This window comes from Paraburkholderia youngii (genome assembly GCF_013366925.1).
Lineage (GTDB): Bacteria > Pseudomonadota > Gammaproteobacteria > Burkholderiales > Burkholderiaceae > Paraburkholderia > Paraburkholderia youngii.
On sequence record NZ_JAALDK010000001.1, the window covers coordinates 3588321 to 3605439 of the forward strand.

Below are 17119 nucleotides of genomic sequence, written 5' to 3' on the forward strand. Positions count from 1 at the left end.
GAAACGTGGATATCGTTAAAGCTCGTGGCCGAATTTGCCGTTAATTAACAGCGGCCTCGAGACCATTGGCTTACACGGTATTACCAGCGCCGATATTTTTGCGCGGCCGTTTCGAACCTGTGCGAAAACCACGGCTTTTGGCGCTATCATCGATGCTCCATGCGTAGGACGCCGACCGCCCGCGCGGGCGCGGATCGCACCGAAGCAAATCGTCGGACAGCCGTCAAGATTCAAATGCCGCGCATTTGCGCTAGATCAAAAGGCCTTTCTGCTCAACGGTGTTTATTCATGCGCACGATGTCGTTCACGGCGGATCAAACAGGCTCTTGTAAACCGACTTTTAAGCGACAAATCGCGAGCGTCGGCGCGTGGGTTCGCGCGGCATTATTGCAGCGCCGTTTTTTTATCGGCTTTTTGTCGAGAATTACATCGGGATTTACATCGATTGGCGTATCGGGATTTCGGTGCGACGTTTTGCCCCGCGCGTTGCGCGTTCTGACAGGCGCACTGCTGTGCGCGAGTTTCGCCGTGGCCACGCCAGCCGCGGCTGCCGACAAGGTGCTGCACGTACTCGCATGGCCCGGCTACGCGGACCCGGATGTCGTCAAGGCGTTCGAAGCGCGCTACGGCGCGAAGGTCGAGGTTACGCTGGTCGATTCCGACGAGGCGCTGTGGGCGCAGATGCATAGCAAGGGCGAGCCGCCTTTCGACGTACTCGCCGCCAACACAGCCGAAATTCGCCGTTATGCGCAGGCTAATCTGCTTGCGCCGCTCGATCTCGCGAGTCTGCCCAATACGAAGAAGCAGTTGCCGCGTTTCCAGGCGCTCGGCTCGATCGGCGGCCTGACGTCGGCGGGCAAGGTCTACGCGATTCCGTTCACCTATTCGTCGATGGGCCTCATCTACGATCGCAAGCAGATTCCGGTGGCGCCGCATTCGATGCTCGAACTGTGGAACCCGCGCTATCGTGGCAAGGTGCTCGACTTCAATAGCGCGCAGCACAACTTCTCGTTCACCGCGCTCGCGCTCGGCTATCCGCATCCGTTTCAACTGGACCCCGCGCAGATGCGCACGATCGCGCACAAGCTCGTCGAGCTGCGCCGCAATCTGCTGACCTACTACACGCTGCCCGAGGAGGCGACCGCGTTCTTCATCCAGCACAAGGTCGCACTGATGTTCGGCAATTACGGCACGCAGCAGGTGCAGTTGCTGCGGCGCGCGGGCGCCGACGTCGGCTATGTGATTCCGGACGAAGGCGCGCTCGCGTGGCTCGACTGCTGGTCGATGACGCGCGCGGCGAGCGACCAGCCGCTCGCGCTCGCGTGGATCAACTACATGCTCGAGCCGAGCGTGAGCGCGCTGCTGACACAGCGCCAGGGGCTCGCGAATACGCTGACCGAGCCGGCCGAAGGCAACCCCAACGCGCACATCGTCTGGATCAGTCCGGTCGAGGATATCGACCGCCGCGAGCAATTGTGGACGCGCATCGTGTCGGGCGACCGTTCGGAGCGCTTCTGATGCTGCATCGCGGCCTGACCTTCAAGCTGTCCGTGCTGCTCGCGTGCATCGGCGTGCTGGCGTCGGGCGCGACCGGCTATTACGCGTATCGCGCGAATTGCACGATGCTGGTCAACGAAGCGGAGCGCAGCCTGCAGACTTCGACGGAGCTGCTCGGCCAGCGCATCGCCGTATCGATCGACGACGTCGCGGCGGACGCGCTGGTGCTGGCGACGATGCCGTCATCGGTGAGCGTCACGCAGACCGACGACGGCATCGGCCCGAACCTCGGCCGCGAGCGGCTCGCGCAGGTGTATTCGAGCTTCATGCTGCACCACCCGGAGTATCTGCAGGTGCGGCTGATCACGCGGCAGCATCACGGGCTCGAGCTGATCCGTTTCGATCGCGACAGCGACGGCCTCGTGCGTGTACAGGGTGGCGATCTGCAGGAAAAAGCTCAGTTTCCCTACGTATTCGAAACGCTCGCGTTTTCGCCGGGACGCATCTACACCTCGCCGATTTCGATCAATCACGAATACGGCACGCATGCGGCGCAAGGCAGGCCGACGCTGCGTCTCGGCACGCCGATCGCGGATGCGCGCGGCACGGTGGTCGGCGTCGTCGTGCTCGACGTCGATCTGGCCGGCATGCTGCGGCGTTTGCAGAGCGATCTGCCGAGCGACTACCAGGTCTATCTGGCGAACGAGTGGGGCGACTTCCTGGTTCATCCCGACGCGTCGAAGACCTTCGGTTTCGACCGCGGCCGGCGCGTCCTGATGCAGGACAGCTTCCCGGTCACGAAGCAGCTGTTCGAGCAGCGGCGCAGCGAAGTGCTCGTCAACGGTCTTGCGCGGCCCGATGACGCGCACGGGCGGGTGCTCGCGTTCGTGCGGCGGCCGTTCGGCGATTCGGAAGGCAATCGCTTCATCGTGCTCGGTCTCGCGAAGCCGCTCGAGGACGTGTTGAGCGGCGCGAATCAGCTCGGCACGCGGATCATTCGCATGGTGCTGGTGTTCAGCGCTTTGTCGGTACTGCTGGCCATTCTGTTCGCGCGAGCGCTGACCAAGCCGCTTCATCAGCTCGCGCATGCGGCGACGCATCTGTTCGCCGAGCACGCGATGCACACCTTGCCGCTCAAACGCACCGACGAAATCGGCGTGCTCGCGCGCTGCTTCGAGCGTTTGCGCCGTGAAATCCGCGCGCAGATGGATGCGCTGCACAGCAAGCAGAGCGAGCTCGTGCATCTGGCCTCGCACGACGTGCTGACCGGCTTGCCGAACCGTATGCTGTTCATGCAGAAGCTCGAGAACGCGATCGAGGAGGCAAGCTTCCGCCGCGAAGGCCTCGCGGTGCTGTTCGTCGACCTCGACCGCTTCAAGCAGATCAACGATCAGTTCGGTCACTCCGTTGGCGACAAGGTGCTGGTCGCGGTCGCGCGCCGTCTGAAGGAGGTACTGTGCGCCGGGGACGTCGTCGCGCGGCTCGGCGGCGACGAATTCATCGTGCTGATCGAAGGGCAGCGCGCGGCGGAGGTCACGCCCGAAATCGCCGAGCGCATCATGGATGCGCTGAACGAAACGCTGAGCGTCGACGGCAATAGCATGACGGTCGGCGCGAGCATTGGCATCAGCGAGTTTCCGCACGACAGCGGCAATGCCGAGGAACTGCTGCTGAACGCCGATGCGGCGATGTATGCGGCGAAATCGGGTGGCCGTTGCGCGTATCTGCGCTATCAGGATCTGCTCGCCATGCGGCTCCACGAACAGGCCGAGCAGGCGCGGCTTGCCCACGCGCAACTCGCCCAGGCGCACGCCGCGCGCGATGCGACCGAGGGGCGCGAGGAGGAGCCCACCGCGTGACGCGGCTTGATCCGCGCCGCCGAGCGTTTTCTATTGCCACGCCGCGATTGCGCCGCGTGCGCCTTTTTGCTGCAACAAACGCAATGCGTCGTCGAGCGTCGTTCTGAATGCCGCATGATTCGCGAGCTTCGCATCGAACACTTCGCGTACGCCGAGTAGCGCGTTCATCAACGCCTGCGGGTCGCCTTGCGCGGACGCCGCCAGCGTCGTCAGCCTTTCCGCGAGCGGGTCGTTGATTGCGTAGCGCGTGCCGTCATCCGCGTGGCCGCGCAGGAACGTCATCCACGCAGCGACGGCGAGTGCGAGCCGACGATACGGTTGGCCCGCGTCGATGCGCGCCGCGATGGTTGCGAGCAATCGCGGCGGCAGCTTCTGGCTGCCGTCCATCGCGATCTGTGCGCAACGGTGCTTGAGCGCCGGGTTCGCGTAACGCGCGAGCAAGGCGTCGCGATAGCCGGCAAGGTCGAACGATGCGGGCACCCTCAGCGTCGGCGCGATTTCGTCGGTCATCATCGCGTGAATCAGATGGCGCAGCGCGGGCTCGGCGATCGCCGCGTCGATCGTGTCGAAGCCGGCGAGCATCGACAGGTACGCGAGCGTCGAATGCGTACCGTTCAGCATGCGCAGCTTCGCGAGCTCGAACGGCATCACATCGTCGACGAGTTGTGCGCCGACCGCATCCCACGCGGGACGTCCCTGCGCAAAGCGATCTTCGATCACCCATTGCCTGAACGGTTCGCATGGCACCGGCGCGGCGTCGCGGTAGCCGAGCTGTTTGGCTGCGGTGATGCGTTCGGCGTCGGTGGTGGCGGGGACGATGCGATCGACCATCGTCGATGGAAACGCAACTTCGGCCGCGATCCAGTCGGCGAGCGCGGCGTCGAGTTGCCGGGCGAACGAGCACACCACCTGACGCAGCGCTGCGCCGTTGTGCGAGAGGTTGTCGCACGACAGCACCGTGAAGGGCTGTCCGTTCGTGGCGTCGCGCCGCGCGCGCAATGCCGCGGCGAGGATGCCCGGCACCGTGCGCGGCGCGAGCGGGTCAGCGAGATCGCGCTGGATCGCGGGGTCGTCGAGATCGACTTCGCCGGTCTTCGGATCGCGGCAATAGCCTTTTTCGGTGACGGTCAGCGAGACGATCCGCACCACGGGGTCCGCGAGACGCGCGAATAACGCGCTGGCGTCGGCGGGCATCGCCAGCACTTCGCGCAGCGCGCGGATGACCGTCACCTTCGCACCGTCGGGCCCGCGTTCGACGAGACTGTACAACCCCTGTTGTTCCATCAACGCGTCGCGTTTGCCGACGTCGCCTTGCAGTGTCACGCCGCAAATGCCCCAGTCGCCGCCGGCGGCCAGCATCGCTTCTTCGGTATAGAGCGCCTGATGCGCGCGATGAAAATTGCCGATCCCCAGATGCACGATGCCGATGCGCGGCTCGCGCCATTGCGGCGACAGCAGATGGGCTTGCAGTGTGGGCAGTGCATCACGGGACAGGCGGTTTGGCGGCAAGGCGGTGGTCGCGGCGGTCATCGGAAATGGTCCTGGTGGGGCGGGGAAACCCTGATTTGACGATTAGCTATACTTGTATGGTAGCATCGATCCAACAGCTTGAGACAGGCTGACCAGTGTTTTTATGCCGCCATGTCGGCTTCGTCCGTCGTCGCGGTTCCCCGTTTTCTGCCAGGATCCATTCATGAAAATCGTTCGCGCCGACGTCATCGTCACGTGCCCGGGCCGCAATTTCGTCACCCTGAAAATCGTCACCGACGAGGGCGTACACGGCATCGGCGATGCCACGCTGAACGGCCGCGAACTGGCGGTCGCGTCGTATCTGAAGGACCACGTGTGCCCGCTGCTGATCGGCCGCGATCCCGCGCGTATCGAAGACACCTGGCAATTCCTCTACAAAGGCGCGTACTGGCGGCGCGGTCCCGTCACGATGACGGCGATCGCCGCGGTCGACATGGCGTTGTGGGACATCCTCGGCAAGGTAACCGGCATGCCGCTTTACAAGCTGCTCGGCGGCGCGTCGCGCGAAGGCGTGATGGTGTACGGCCATGCGACGGGCCGCGATATTCCCGAGGCGCTCGACCGTTACGCCGAACATATCGAGGCCGGCTACCAGGCCATCCGCATTCAATGCGGCGTGCCCAACATGCGCTCGGTGTATGGCGTCGCCAAAGGCAACGGCATGTACGAGCCCGCCACCAAGGGCGCGGTGGAGGAGCAGAGCTGGTCGTCGGAAAAGTATCTGGACTTCGTGCCGAAACTGTTCGAGGCCGTGCGCGAGCGCTTCGGTTTCGACACGCATCTGCTGCACGACGTGCACCACCGTTTGACGCCGATCGAAGCGGCGCGGCTCGGCAAAGCCGTCGAACCGTATCGGCTGTTCTGGATGGAAGACCCGACGCCCGCGGAAAACCAGGCCGGTTTCAGGCTGATTCGCGAGCACACCGTCACGCCGATTGCGGTCGGTGAGGTGTTCAACAGCATCTGGGACTGCAAGCAGCTGATTGAAGAACAGTTGATCGACTATATCCGCGCCACGCTTACGCACGCGGGCGGCATTACGCATCTGCGACGTATCGCGGATTTTGCTTCGCTCTACCAGGTGAGAACGGGCTGTCATGGTCCGTCGGATCTGTCGCCGGTCTGCATGGGTGCCGCGCTGCATTTCGATCTGTGGGTGCCGAATTTCGGGGTTCAGGAATACATGGGCTTTCCGGCCGAAGCGCTCGACGTGTTCCCGCATGCGTGGAGCTTCGACAAAGGCATGATGCATCCCGGTGAAGCGCCGGGCCATGGCGTCGACATCGACGAAGCGGCGGCCGCGCGTTATCCGTACGATCCCGCTTACCTGCCGGTCGCGCGTCTCGAAGACGGCACGTTGTGGAACTGGTGAGCGTCCAGACGCCCAACGTTCCCGCTCACTAATACAGCATCACGGAGACAGCCTTGAACACAACGCGCCCTCAGGGCAACGCGCCAGCCAGCACCGCGATGCTGCGCCGCGTGGCCTTCGCGTCGACCATCGGCACCGCCGCGGAATACTACGACTTCTTCGTCTACGGCACGGCGGCCGTGCTGGTGTTCGGCCAGAAGTTCTTTCCGGCTTCCGATCCGCTGATCGGCACGCTCGCCGCTTTCGCAACCTATGCGGTCGGCTTTCTTGCGCGGCCGCTCGGCGGCATCGTGTTCGGTCATTTCGGCGATCGCGTCGGCCGCAAGAAAGCGCTGATCGTGACGATCCTGATCGTCGGCCTCGGCACCTTCGCGATCGGCTTGCTGCCCGACTACGAAACCATCGGCGTGTGGGCGCCGGTCGCGCTGATCGTGATCCGCGTGTTGCAAGGTTTCGGCGTGGGCGGCGAGCAGGCCGGCGCGGTGCTGCTTACCGCCGAATATGCGCCGCCCGTGCGGCGCGGTTTCTTTGCGAGTCTCGTGCAACTCGGCGCACCCGCCGGCTTTCTGATTCCGTCCGGCCTGTTCGCGTTGTTGTCGGCGACGTTGACGCCCGCGCAACTGCTCGACTGGGGCTGGCGCATTCCGTTTCTGGCGAGCGCGTTGCTGGTTGCGCTCGGCCTGTATATCCGCCTGCGTACCGAGGAATCGCCGATCTTCGCGACGATCCAGCGCACCAAGGCGGTCGCGTCGCGGCCCGTCGTCGAGGTGCTCAGGCAGTTCGGCCCGACTATCGTGAAGGGCGTCGGCGCGAAGCTGATCGAGGCCTGCACGTTCGCGATGTACACGATGATCGTGCTCGCATACGGCAAGGCACACGGCATCGCACAGGGCATGTTGCTGCAAACGGTGATCGTCGCGGTGGCGCTCGAACTCGTGACCATTCCACTCGCGGGCGCCTTGTCCGATCGCATCGGCCGGCGCGCGACGTTTATCGCCGGGGCGCTGTGGCACGTCGCGCTCGCGGTGCCGTTCTTTCTCGCGGTCGACAGCGGCCAGCGCGGCGCGATGCAGCTCGTGACGATTCTCGCGATTAGCGTCGGCCACAGCCTCTGCTATGCGCCGCAAGCCGCGCTGTTCCCCGAGCTGTTTCCGGCGCGCGTGCGTTGCAGCGGCATCGCGCTGATCTGGCAGATCGGCTCGCTGCTCGGCAGCGGCGTGCTCGGCCTCGTCGCGGTCAAGCTGATTCAGGCGACGCACGGCAACTCGCTCGCGCTGATCCTCTATGTGGTCGTGCTCGGCCTCGTATCGGCCGTGTCGCTGTACGCGTTGCCGGAGACCGCCCCGCGGCGGCGCGGTGGCGATCTTCACGACTGGGGCGGCGCCACCGTCGCTGACACCGCACATGACACGGCGGCCGCCTTCGCAACGTCATCGCAGTCTTCTTCGCTTGCGCGCCGTTGAACGCGCACGCGACGCCAACCCCGGAGTCCATCATGCTTGCAGCCGTACTTCATGAACCGAAACTGATCCGCATCGACGAACTCGAGCCACCCGAACCAGGTCCGGGGCAGGTGCGGGTTCGGGTGCGCGCGGGCGGCATCTGCGGCTCGGATCTGTCGTACTACTTCAAAGGCAAGAGCGGTGACTTCGCGGTGCGCGAGCCGTTCGTGCTCGGTCACGAAGTGGCCGGCGAAATCGACCTGCCCGGCGAGGGCGTCGGCGCGGAGCAGGGGCTGGCGCGCGGGCAACGCGTCGCCGTCAATCCGGGTCTCGCGTGCGGTACCTGCCGCTTCTGCATCGCCGGGATGCCCAATCATTGCCTGAACATGCGCTTCATGGGCAGTGCGTCGACGTTTCCGCATACCCAGGGCATGTTCCGCCAGTACATCGTCGTGGCGGCACGGCAATGCGTGCCGGTGTCGGACGGCGTCGATTTCGCGCAGGCGTCGATGGCCGAACCGCTCGCCGTCGCGTTGCATGCGGTGAAGCAGGCGGGCTCGCTGGTCGGCGCGCGCGTGCTGCTGGTCGGCTGCGGTCCGATCGGCTGCATTCTGCTCAGCGTGGCGCGGCGCGCGGGCGCGCATCGCGTGATCGCGGTCGATCTGTCGGAGCGCGCGCTACAGGTCGCGCGGCAACTCGGCGCGGATCAAACCGTGAATGCCGCCGATACCGCGACGATCGCCGCGTGGTCCGACAGGCGCGGCACGTTCGATGTCGTCATCGAAGCATCGGGCAGTCCCGCGGGGCTCGACACCGCGTTGCGTTCGGCGCGCGCGGGCGGCACGGTGATTCAGGTCGGCAATCTGCCCGCGGGGCAGTCGCCGGTCGCGGCGAATCTCGTGATGGCGAAAGAGCTGTGCTATCGCGGCTCGTTCCGCTTCACCGACGAATACGCGGTGGCCGCTGATGAAATCGCCGCCGGCAAGCTCGACCTGCGTCCGCTGATGACACACGCGTTCGCGATGCGCGACGCGAACCATGCGTTCGAAGTAGCGCTGGACCGCTCGCAGTCGATGAAGGTCCACCTGACGTTCGATTAAAGAGCGTCATCCGCCAACGCAAACCAAACCCAAACCCGGAAGCAACGCCGAGCGCCCATCAAGAGGCGCCCCGGAAGGAGACATCCGATGATCAAAAGTCAACGCTGGTTCGTCGTCGCGCTGCTGTTTCTGGCGGGCGTCATCAACTATCTGGATCGCGCGGCGCTGTCGATCGCCGCGCCGTTGATCCAGAAGGACCTCAATTTTTCGCACGCGCAGATGGGCGTCGTGTTCAGCAGCTTCTTCATCGGTTATGCGCTGTTCAATTTCGTCGGCGGTCTCGCGTCCGACAAGGTCGGCGCGAAACGCGTGTTCGGCACGGCGATGGGCGTGTGGTCGGTGTTCTGCGGCGCAACCGCGCTCGCGAGCGGCATCGGTTCGCTGATCGTGCTGCGGGTGCTGTTCGGCATGGGAGAAGGGCCGTTCAGTTCGTCGACGAGCAAGATGGTCAACAACTGGTTCCCGCGCCGCGAGGTGGCGAGCGCAATCGGCGTGATCAGTTCGGGCACGCCGCTAGGCGGCGCGCTGGCAGGCCCTGTGGTCGGTTTCATGGCCGTGCAGTTCGGCTGGCGCTGGGCATTCGTCGCGATCATGCTGTTCGGGCTCGCGTGGCTCGTGCTGTGGTCGCTGACGACGACCGAGCATCCGCACGAGCAGACTCGCATCACACCGGCCGAACTCGACCTGATCCGCGCCGGCCAGGCGGTCGAGCCAGCATTGGCACAAGCGGACGGCAGCGAGCAGGGCAAGCCGGGGCTCGGCCATTTCCTGCGCAAGCCGATCATTCTCGCGACCGCGTTCGCGTTCTTCTCATACAACTACGTGCTGTTCTTTTTTCTGTCGTGGTTCCCGAGCTATCTGACCGAGGCGCATCACCTGAGCTTGCACGACATGAGCATCGCGACCGTGATTCCCTGGCTACTCGGCAGCATCGGTCTCGCGGCCGGCGGCTTCATCTCGGACCTGATTCTGCGCATCACCGGCAAGCCGCTGTTGTCACGCAAGCTCGTGCTCGGCACCTGTCTCGGCGCGGCGGCGGTCTGCGTGGCCTTGGCCGGGCGCGTCGCCAGCATGGAGGGTGCGGTCGCGCTGATGTCGGTGTCGATCTTTTTCCTGTATGCGACGGGCGCCGTATATTGGGCCGTGATTCAGGACACCGTGCCGCGTGAACACGTGGGCGGCGTCGGCGGCTTCGTGCATCTGCTGGCGAACCTGGCCGGCATAATCGGGCCGGCGGTGACGGGCTTTATCGTCGAGGCGACGCATGGGGCGTACGGAAGCGCCTTCGTGTTGGCGGGCGCGATTGCGGTGCTTGGCGCCGTTTGTTCGCTGTTGTGGGTGCGTGAGCCACGCACGGGCACTTTGGCGGTCGAGCGCGCATGGTAGTATGGTGCGACGCTTTTATCCGCTTCCGATCCGCCGCTATCCGTTGCTTCGCCAATGCCCACCAGCACTCATCTCGCCGACGTCCCGTCTTCTCCCGCCGCCGCGTCGAGTACGCCGCGCAAGCGCGGCCGCGCCGCCGCGCAAGGTGGCGCGCGCGCCGCGCTGCCCGACTTGACCGCCAACCTGTCGTTCGATTCTCACGAGCCGATCGGCAAACAGATTTTCCGCGCGCTGCGCGAGGCGATTTTCGTCGGGCAGATGGCGCCGGGCACGCCGCTGTCGGAGAAGGAAGTGTCGGACATGTTTCAGGTGTCGCGCCAGCCTGTACGGGAGGCGTTCATCAAACTGGTCGAGGCGGGCGTGTTGCAGGTGCTGCCGCAGCGCGGCACCTTCGTGAAGCGGATCTCTCCGCGCCAGGTGCGCGAAGGACGCTTCATTCGCGAGGCGATCGAAACCGCGGTGGTGCGCAAGGCGGCGGTTTCGATTACCGACGAACAGTTGCAGGCGCTCGCGGACAATCTGCGCGAGCAGAAACTCGCAGCGAAAGCGAACGACACGGCCGCGTTTCTCGCGCTCGACGAAGCGTTCCATTACGCGATCGCGCAGGCGATCGACTGCACGGCCGCGTGGGAAACGATCCAGGACATCAAGGCGCAGATGGACCGCGTGCGCTATTTGAGCCTGCCCGAGGTATCGCCGCTGGATCTGCTGATCCGGCAGCACGCGAAAATTCTGGCGGGACTGCGCGCGCACGACCCGAGCGCCGCCGAAGACGCGATGCGCCACCATCTGCGTGAAATTCTCGTGTCGCTCGGCCCGATCGCCGAGCGCAACCCCGCCTGGTTCGAGGCCGACGAGCCGGAGCGTGTGCCGCTGTCGACCTAACGCTCGAGCCCGCTCAAACAGCCCACTCAAACAATTCGCACCCCGCCGCGATAAGTCGCGCGCGGCACTGGCAGCTTGTCGAGCATCGTCACGCGCACGAGATCCGCGCGCAAGCCCGGCTCGATCGCGCCGCGGTCCGTGAGACCGGCGGTGCGCGCCGGTTCGGCCGAGACCGTTGCCATCGCGCGCGGCAGCGACCAGCCCGCTTTTTCGACGAGATCGAACACCGCGGTCAGCAAGCTCGACGGCACGTAATCCGACGACAGAATATCGAGCAGATCCGCGCGCGCGAGTTCGAGCGCCGACACGTTGCCCGAATGCGAGCCGCCGCGCACGATGTTCGGCGCGCCCATGATCGTCGCGATGCCGTGCTCGCGCGCGGCTTGCGCGGCGATGCGCGAGGTCGGAAATTCGGCCAGCACGATGCCCTCGGCCTTCGCCTGTTCGACGTGCTCGATCAACGTGTCGTCGTGGCTCGCGACCGGAATGCCGAGCCGCCGGCACCGCGCGACGATCTCGCGGCGATGCTCATCCGCGTAACGCTCCTGTTCGACCGCGAGTTCTGCGAGCGTGCTCGCGACACGCTCGTCGCTCATCTTGCCGTTGCGCTCCTGGAAGCGGCGCCATTGCTCGCGATCGTGCCATTGGCGCTGTCCCGGTGTATGGTCCATCACCGACGCGAGCCGCAACAGCGGATGCGCGCACAGCGAATCGAACACCTCGAGCACGTCGGCGGTCGCGATCTCGCAGCGCAGATGCAGAAAGTGCTCGGCGCGCAGCAGCCGACGCGTGGACAGCCGCAGCAGCGACTCCGCGCATTGCGTTTGCACGTGACGGTTACGCAGCCCAACGCTCGAGCGCGAGCCGATCGCGAGCGCGTCGAACACCGTCGTGATGCCGGCCGCGGCGACCTGCGCGTCGTGGATCACGAAAGCCGCGTCGGTATTCCATTCGACGCCGGGACGCGGCACGAGGTGCTTCTCGAGATTGTCCGTATGCAGTTCGATCAGACCGGGCAGCAGATAATCGCCGTCCCAGTCTTCGGCGTTGCGCGCCGAACTCGCGCCGCGTTCGACGTCGCGAATCACGCCGTCTTCCACGCGCACGGTGCCAATGAATTCTTCATCTCGCGTCACGATGCGAGCGTTGCTGATCAACATCGACTTGCTCCGTAGTCAGTCGGGACTGGTGTCAATTTAATGCCGCAGCGGCGGCCGCAGTTCCAGGCGGCGCGTCGCGACCTTGTTGCGAGTCTCTTCGTCGTGAAAGATACCAACGATCGCCGCGCCGCGCTCACGCGCCTCGACGATCAGATCGGCCACAACGTCGCGGTTTTCGGCATCGAGCGAAGCGGTCGGTTCGTCGAGCAGCAACAGCGGATGTTCGGCGATCAAACCTCGCGCGATGTTCACGCGCTGCTGCTCGCCACCCGAAAACGTCGCGGGCGCGAGCGACCACAGACGTTCCGGCACGTTGAGCCGCGCGAGCAATTCAGCGGCGCGCGCGTTTGCTTCGGGTTCTGCGACGCCGTGCAGCATGAGCGGCTCGGCGACGAGCGCGAGCGTCGGCACGCGCGGAATCACGCGCAAAAACTGGCTCACATAGCCGACCACGCTACGTCGCAGACGCAGCACGTCACGCGGTTCGGCACCGGTGATCGTGACGGGCCGGCCCTGATCGCTGGTGTCGCGAATCGCGATCGAGCCGGTGCTCGCCAGATAGTTGCCGTACAGACAGCGCAGCAATGTGCTTTTGCCCGCGCCCGACGGCCCGACCAGCACCACGCATTCACCGCGCTCGACTTCGAGCGATACGTTCGCGAGCGCGTCGATTCGCACACCGCCCTGGCCGTGCAGCGTGAAAGTCTTGCCGATGCCGGTGGCGCGCAGCATCAGCGCCGCGTTGTCGGCGAAAGCGCGCTCGCCGTGACGTGCCACGCTGCCCGCGTCAATTACTACCTCAGTGGATTGCATTGTGAGCCTCAAACCGGCAGAACCGAGGAAACCAGCGTTTGCGTATAAGGGTGCTGCGGATCGTCGAGCACCTGATCCGTTAGACCCGCTTCGACGACTTCGCCTGCCTGCATCACCATCAGCCTATGTGCGAGCAGACGCGCGACGCCGATATCGTGCGTGACGATCAGCACCGACAGATGCAGCGTCGAGGTCAGCGTGCGCAGCAGATCGAGCAGACGCGCCTGCACGGACACGTCGAGACCGGCGGTCGGTTCGTCCATGAACACCAGACGCGGACCGGTGACGAGATTGCGCGCAATCTGCAGACGTTGCTGCATACCGCCCGAAAAGGCGGCGGGGAATTCGTCGATGCGCGTTGGGTCGAGTTCGACCCGCTCCATCCATTGCGTGGCCGTGCGGCGAATCTCGCCGTAGTGTCGCGCGCCGACAGCCATCAATGGCTCGCCGATGTTGGCGCCGGCCGAGACGCCGCTGCGCAGGCCGTCGCGCGGATTCTGCTGCACGAAGCCCCATTCGGTGCGCATCAGCAGACGGCGGCGCGGCTCCGACAGCGCGCGCAGATCGAGCAGGTCGCCATGCGACGCGGCGTAGTGCAGCGAGCCGCTATCGGCCTCGGCCTTCAGCGCCAGCGTATTGAGCAGCGTGGTCTTGCCCGAACCCGATTCGCCGACGATGCACAGCACCTCGCCCGGATACAGATCGAAGCTCACGTTGCGGCAACCGTTGCGGCCGCCATACTGTTTGGTGAGCGCGCGGGCGCTCAGAAGCGGCGTCATGCGGATTCTCCTTCGCGCGCGGCGTGGGGCAGTGGTGCTTGCGGTTCGATCTCTCCGTCGCCGCGCCGCTCGTGACAGTAGTCGCTATCCGAGCACACGAACATGCGCGTGCCGGCGTCGTCGACGATCATCTCGTCGAGAAAGCTTTCCTTCGATCCGCACAACGCGCACGCGTGCTGCCACTTCTGCACCTCGAACGGGTGATCGTCGAAGTCGAGGCTGCGCACCGGCGTATAAGGCGGGATCGCGTGAATGCGGCGCTCGCGGCCCGCGCCGAACAGTTGCAGCGCGGCGTTCATATGCATCTTCGGATTGTCGAACTTCGGGATCGGCGACGGCGATGTCAGATAGCGATGATTGACGATCACCGGGTAGTCGTACGTGGTTGCGATGCTGCCGTGATGCACGATGTCCTCGTACAGCTTCACGCTGATCAGCCCGTAATCGGCGAGCGCATGCAGCTTCTTGCATTCGGCGACGCGCGGTTCGAGCCGGAACAGCGGCTCGGGCATCGGCACCTGATAGACGAGGATCTGGCGTTCGGTTAGCGGCGTTTCCGGAATCCGGTGCCGCGTCTGGATGATCGTCGCCTCGCTGGTGTGCCGCGTGGTCGCCACACCCGTGGTGCGTGCGAAGAAGCGGCGAATGTTGACGGCGTTGGTGGTTTCGTCGGAGCCCTGATCGATGACCTTCAGCGTGTCCGTCTTGCCGATGATCGCGGCCGTCACCTGGATGCCGCCGGTGCCCCAGCCATACGGCAGAGGCATTTCTCGTGATGCGAACGGCACCTGGTAGCCCGGCACGGCGACTGCCTTCAGCAACGCGCGGCGCAGCATGCGTTTGGTCTGCTCGTCGAGATACGCGAAGTTGTAGCCGTGCGCGGCGCTGTCGTATGAGGTGTTTGCAACAGCGGTGTCGGGCGCGTTCATGCTGCTTGCTCCTTATCGGTGGCGTGGCCTGATTCATCGTTGCCGTGATGCTGCGCGCGCAAGCGCCGCACCAGTTCCAGCTCCGCCTGGAAGTCGACGTAATGCGGCAGCTTCAGGTGCTGCACGAAGCCCGACGCCTCGACGTTATCGCTATGCGACAGCATGAATTCGATGTCCTGCGTCGGCGACGAGAGCGTCTCGCCGAGTTCTTCGGCGCGCAGCGCGCGATCGACCAGCGCCATCGCCATCGCCTTGCGCTCCGAGTGGCCGAACGCGAGCCCGTAGCCCTGCGTGAAGGTGGGCGGCACCGCGCTGCTGCCAGCGAACTGGTTGATCATCTGGCATTCGGTGATGTCGATATCGCCGATGTCGACCGCTTCGCCGAGTTCGTCGAGGTCCATTTCGACCGCGATCGTGCCGAAACGGATCTCGCCCGCGAACGGATGCGAGTGCGCGTAGCCGCGTTGTGTCGCATAGCCCATTGCGAGCAGAAAGCCTTCGTCGCCGCGCGCGAGGTTCTGCAGACGCGTCGCGCGGCTCGCTGGAAACGCGAGCGGTTCGCGCGACAGATCGCCGGGTTCCGCGCCATCCGGTGTCGGACGCTCCTGTTCGATCAGGCCTTCCTTGTCGAGCAGCGACACGACGCGCGGCATCGCTTCCGGCGCGGGCGGTTCTTGCGAAACCGGCGCATTGCCTTGCGTCACGTGCTGCCGCGCGTCGTCGCCATCGGCGAGCAACGCGAAATCGAGCAGGCGCTGCGTGTAGTCGTAGGTCGCGCCGAGCAACTGGCCACCGGGCAAGTCCTTGAAGGTCGCCGAGATGCGCCGCTCGACCCGCATCGATTCGGTCTCGATGGCGCGCGTATAGCCGAAGCGCGGCAACGTGGTGCGATATGCGCGCAGCAGGAAGATCGCTTCGACCAGATCGCCGGCCGCCTGCTTGATTGCGAGCGCGGCAAGCTCCTCGTCGTAGACCGAGCCTTCGGTCATCACGCGCGCGACCGCGAGCCGCAACTGCTCGCGAATCTGCGCGACGCTCAGTTCGGCGATCTGCGGATCGCCGCGGCGCGCTTTGTCGAGCAGGCGCCACGACGCTTCGATCGCGCGTTCTCCACCTTTGACGGCAACGTACATCAGTTCACCTTCGCTTCAGTTGTGCGCGGCAGGCCGATCACGCGCGGGCCGCAAACCAGATAACAGTCGATGCCGCACGGAAACAGCGGCGCGAGCATCGCGCGCTCTTGCCAGAACCGTGGGGGAAGACCAACCGGCGAAATCGTTTGGGTATCCAGAATGCCGGGGCCGCTCAGCGTGACCGGTGCGCCGCCCGTCAGCGCGGCGACGCGGATCAGCAGCGTGGCCGATTGTTCGGGCGACTCGGCGCTGCCGGGCGCAAAGCTTTCGAGCGACGGCAACGCGTCGGCCTCGTGCAGATAGACGAATGCGGCGTCGCCGGGCGCATCGACGAGCGGCGCGCCGGTGTGAAAACGCAACGCCGACGCGAGCGCGGTATCAGGCTGCGCGAGCCAAACCGGTGTCGCGTAGTCGCAGAGCGTCAGCAGCGCAGCGAATGCGGCGGGTTCGACCGGCGTGTTGCGCAACTCGGGCAGCACGTCACCAATCACCCCGATCGTGCCGGGGCGCGACAACGCGTCGAGCAGTGTGCGAAACACGGCCTGGGTAGCGTGGACCGGGTCCGCGAAACCCGGCGTCAGCGTGGACAACGCAATCGGTGAATGTTCCATCAGTCGCCTCGCACCATCGTGAAGAATTCGACGCGCGTCGCCGCGGCGTCCTGCTGCTGTTGCGCGCGCCGTGCCTTCTGTTGCGCGGCGAACGGCTCGATCAATTGACGATGCAGGCTGTCGTGATGCTCGGGCATCTGTAGCAAGGCGTCGGCGAGCGCCGCAAGTTCGGCGCGACGGCGGTCACGTCCCAGATGACAGGCGACGCCGACGGTGGCCTCGGCGTCGCCGCTGGCATGCAGACGCAGCGTGGCGCGCGTGACCGTCGCTTCGCCGAGATTGAACGGATCGCCGCTGCCGCCGATGCGCCCGCGCACCATCGCGAGGCCGATTTCAGGGGGGCGCAGCCAGTCGAAGGCGGGGATAGGCTGGCCTTGCAGCGCGCGCTGCAGCGCGGCTTCGAGGTCGGCGCGCGGCGTGCGGGCCAGCACGGCCATCCAGGCGCGCCGCGCCGCCGAAGACACGGCGGGCAACGGCGCAGAGGGCGGAACGGAACTCGGGCTCATCGGATTTCCTGTCGATCCTGCGAGTGGACATTGGAGCATCTATTCATCTAAACGTCTAGACGTTTACAGGCGTAGTTGTCTGGACTGTGGTGCGAGGCGGACGTTTCATATTTCCAT

At 65.2% G+C, this 17119-nt stretch carries 15 protein-coding genes; 7 read left to right on the forward strand and 8 right to left on the reverse strand.

Annotated elements, in window-relative coordinates:
* Positions 1 to 288 precede the first annotated feature (288 nt).
* A complete protein-coding gene (locus G5S42_RS16510; RefSeq protein WP_376776880.1) occupies positions 289 to 1518 on the forward strand; it encodes an extracellular solute-binding protein in 1230 nt (409 codons plus the stop codon).
* Positions 1518 to 3356: a diguanylate cyclase domain-containing protein gene (locus tag G5S42_RS16515; RefSeq protein ID WP_176107731.1), complete on the forward strand. Its 1839-nt coding sequence runs from the start codon at positions 1518 to 1520 to the stop codon at positions 3354 to 3356. The genes G5S42_RS16510 and G5S42_RS16515 overlap by 1 nt, the downstream gene beginning before the upstream one ends.
* Before the next feature lie 30 nt (positions 3357 to 3386).
* Here G5S42_RS16515 and G5S42_RS16520 read toward each other — a convergent pair whose 3' ends face one another.
* Entirely contained in the window at positions 3387 to 4886 is a 1500-nt protein-coding gene (locus G5S42_RS16520) for a mannitol dehydrogenase family protein (protein ID WP_176107732.1), read from the reverse strand.
* 163 nt (positions 4887 to 5049) lie between these two features.
* Between G5S42_RS16520 and manD the strand changes: the two genes are divergently transcribed.
* The 5 genes from manD (at position 5050) to G5S42_RS16545 (ending at position 11071) form a co-directional block, all read left to right on the forward strand.
* Positions 5050 to 6258 carry a D-mannonate dehydratase ManD gene (gene manD / locus G5S42_RS16525; protein WP_176107733.1) on the forward strand — a complete coding sequence of 403 codons (1209 nt, stop codon included), beginning with the start codon at positions 5050 to 5052 and terminating at the stop codon, positions 6256 to 6258.
* Between the two features lie 53 nt (positions 6259 to 6311).
* Entirely contained in the window at positions 6312 to 7721 is a 1410-nt protein-coding gene (locus G5S42_RS16530; protein ID WP_246392012.1) for an MFS transporter, read from the forward strand.
* A gap of 32 nt (positions 7722 to 7753) precedes the next feature.
* Positions 7754 to 8800 carry an L-idonate 5-dehydrogenase gene (locus tag G5S42_RS16535; protein WP_176107734.1) on the forward strand — a complete coding sequence of 349 codons (1047 nt, stop codon included), beginning with the start codon at positions 7754 to 7756 and terminating at the stop codon, positions 8798 to 8800.
* A gap of 87 nt (positions 8801 to 8887) precedes the next feature.
* Complete coding sequence (locus tag G5S42_RS16540) at positions 8888 to 10186, forward strand: MFS transporter (protein WP_176107735.1); 1299 nt, start codon at positions 8888 to 8890, stop codon at positions 10184 to 10186.
* A gap of 54 nt (positions 10187 to 10240) precedes the next feature.
* Positions 10241 to 11071 carry a GntR family transcriptional regulator gene (locus G5S42_RS16545; RefSeq protein WP_217709902.1) on the forward strand — a complete coding sequence of 277 codons (831 nt, stop codon included), beginning with the start codon at positions 10241 to 10243 and terminating at the stop codon, positions 11069 to 11071.
* A gap of 26 nt (positions 11072 to 11097) precedes the next feature.
* On the opposite strand, the gene G5S42_RS16550 is transcribed toward G5S42_RS16545, so the two are convergent.
* Genes G5S42_RS16550 through phnG form a run of 7 tightly spaced genes read right to left on the reverse strand, consistent with a single transcriptional unit; the run spans position 11098 to position 17002 of the window.
* On the reverse strand, positions 11098 to 12231 hold the full coding sequence (locus G5S42_RS16550) for an alpha-D-ribose 1-methylphosphonate 5-triphosphate diphosphatase (RefSeq protein ID WP_176107736.1): 1134 nt from the start codon (positions 12229 to 12231) through the stop codon (positions 11098 to 11100).
* A 36-nt stretch (positions 12232 to 12267) separates the two neighbouring features.
* Complete coding sequence (gene phnL / locus G5S42_RS16555) at positions 12268 to 13044, reverse strand: phosphonate C-P lyase system protein PhnL (protein ID WP_176107737.1); 777 nt, start codon at positions 13042 to 13044, stop codon at positions 12268 to 12270.
* Positions 13045 to 13052: 8 nt separating this feature from the next.
* Positions 13053 to 13823 (reverse strand): phosphonate C-P lyase system protein PhnK, encoded by a 771-nt coding sequence (phnK, locus tag G5S42_RS16560; protein WP_176107738.1) that lies wholly within the window; start codon positions 13821 to 13823, stop codon positions 13053 to 13055.
* Entirely contained in the window at positions 13820 to 14752 is a 933-nt protein-coding gene (locus G5S42_RS16565; protein ID WP_176107739.1) for an alpha-D-ribose 1-methylphosphonate 5-phosphate C-P-lyase PhnJ, read from the reverse strand. Before G5S42_RS16565 ends, phnK begins: the two co-directional genes overlap by 4 nt.
* Entirely contained in the window at positions 14749 to 15885 is a 1137-nt protein-coding gene (locus G5S42_RS16570; RefSeq protein WP_176107740.1) for a carbon-phosphorus lyase complex subunit, read from the reverse strand. The genes G5S42_RS16565 and G5S42_RS16570 overlap by 4 nt, the downstream gene beginning before the upstream one ends.
* The gene (gene phnH / locus G5S42_RS16575) at positions 15885 to 16496 is read right to left on the reverse strand and encodes a phosphonate C-P lyase system protein PhnH (protein WP_176107741.1); all 612 of its coding nucleotides are present in this window, start codon (positions 16494 to 16496) and stop codon (positions 15885 to 15887) included. The genes G5S42_RS16570 and phnH overlap by 1 nt, the downstream gene beginning before the upstream one ends.
* Positions 16496 to 17002, reverse strand: a complete 507-nt coding sequence (gene phnG / locus G5S42_RS16580) for a phosphonate C-P lyase system protein PhnG (protein ID WP_176107742.1) — start codon at positions 17000 to 17002, stop codon at positions 16496 to 16498. The genes phnH and phnG overlap by 1 nt, the downstream gene beginning before the upstream one ends.
* Between the last annotated feature and the right edge of the window lie 117 nt (positions 17003 to 17119).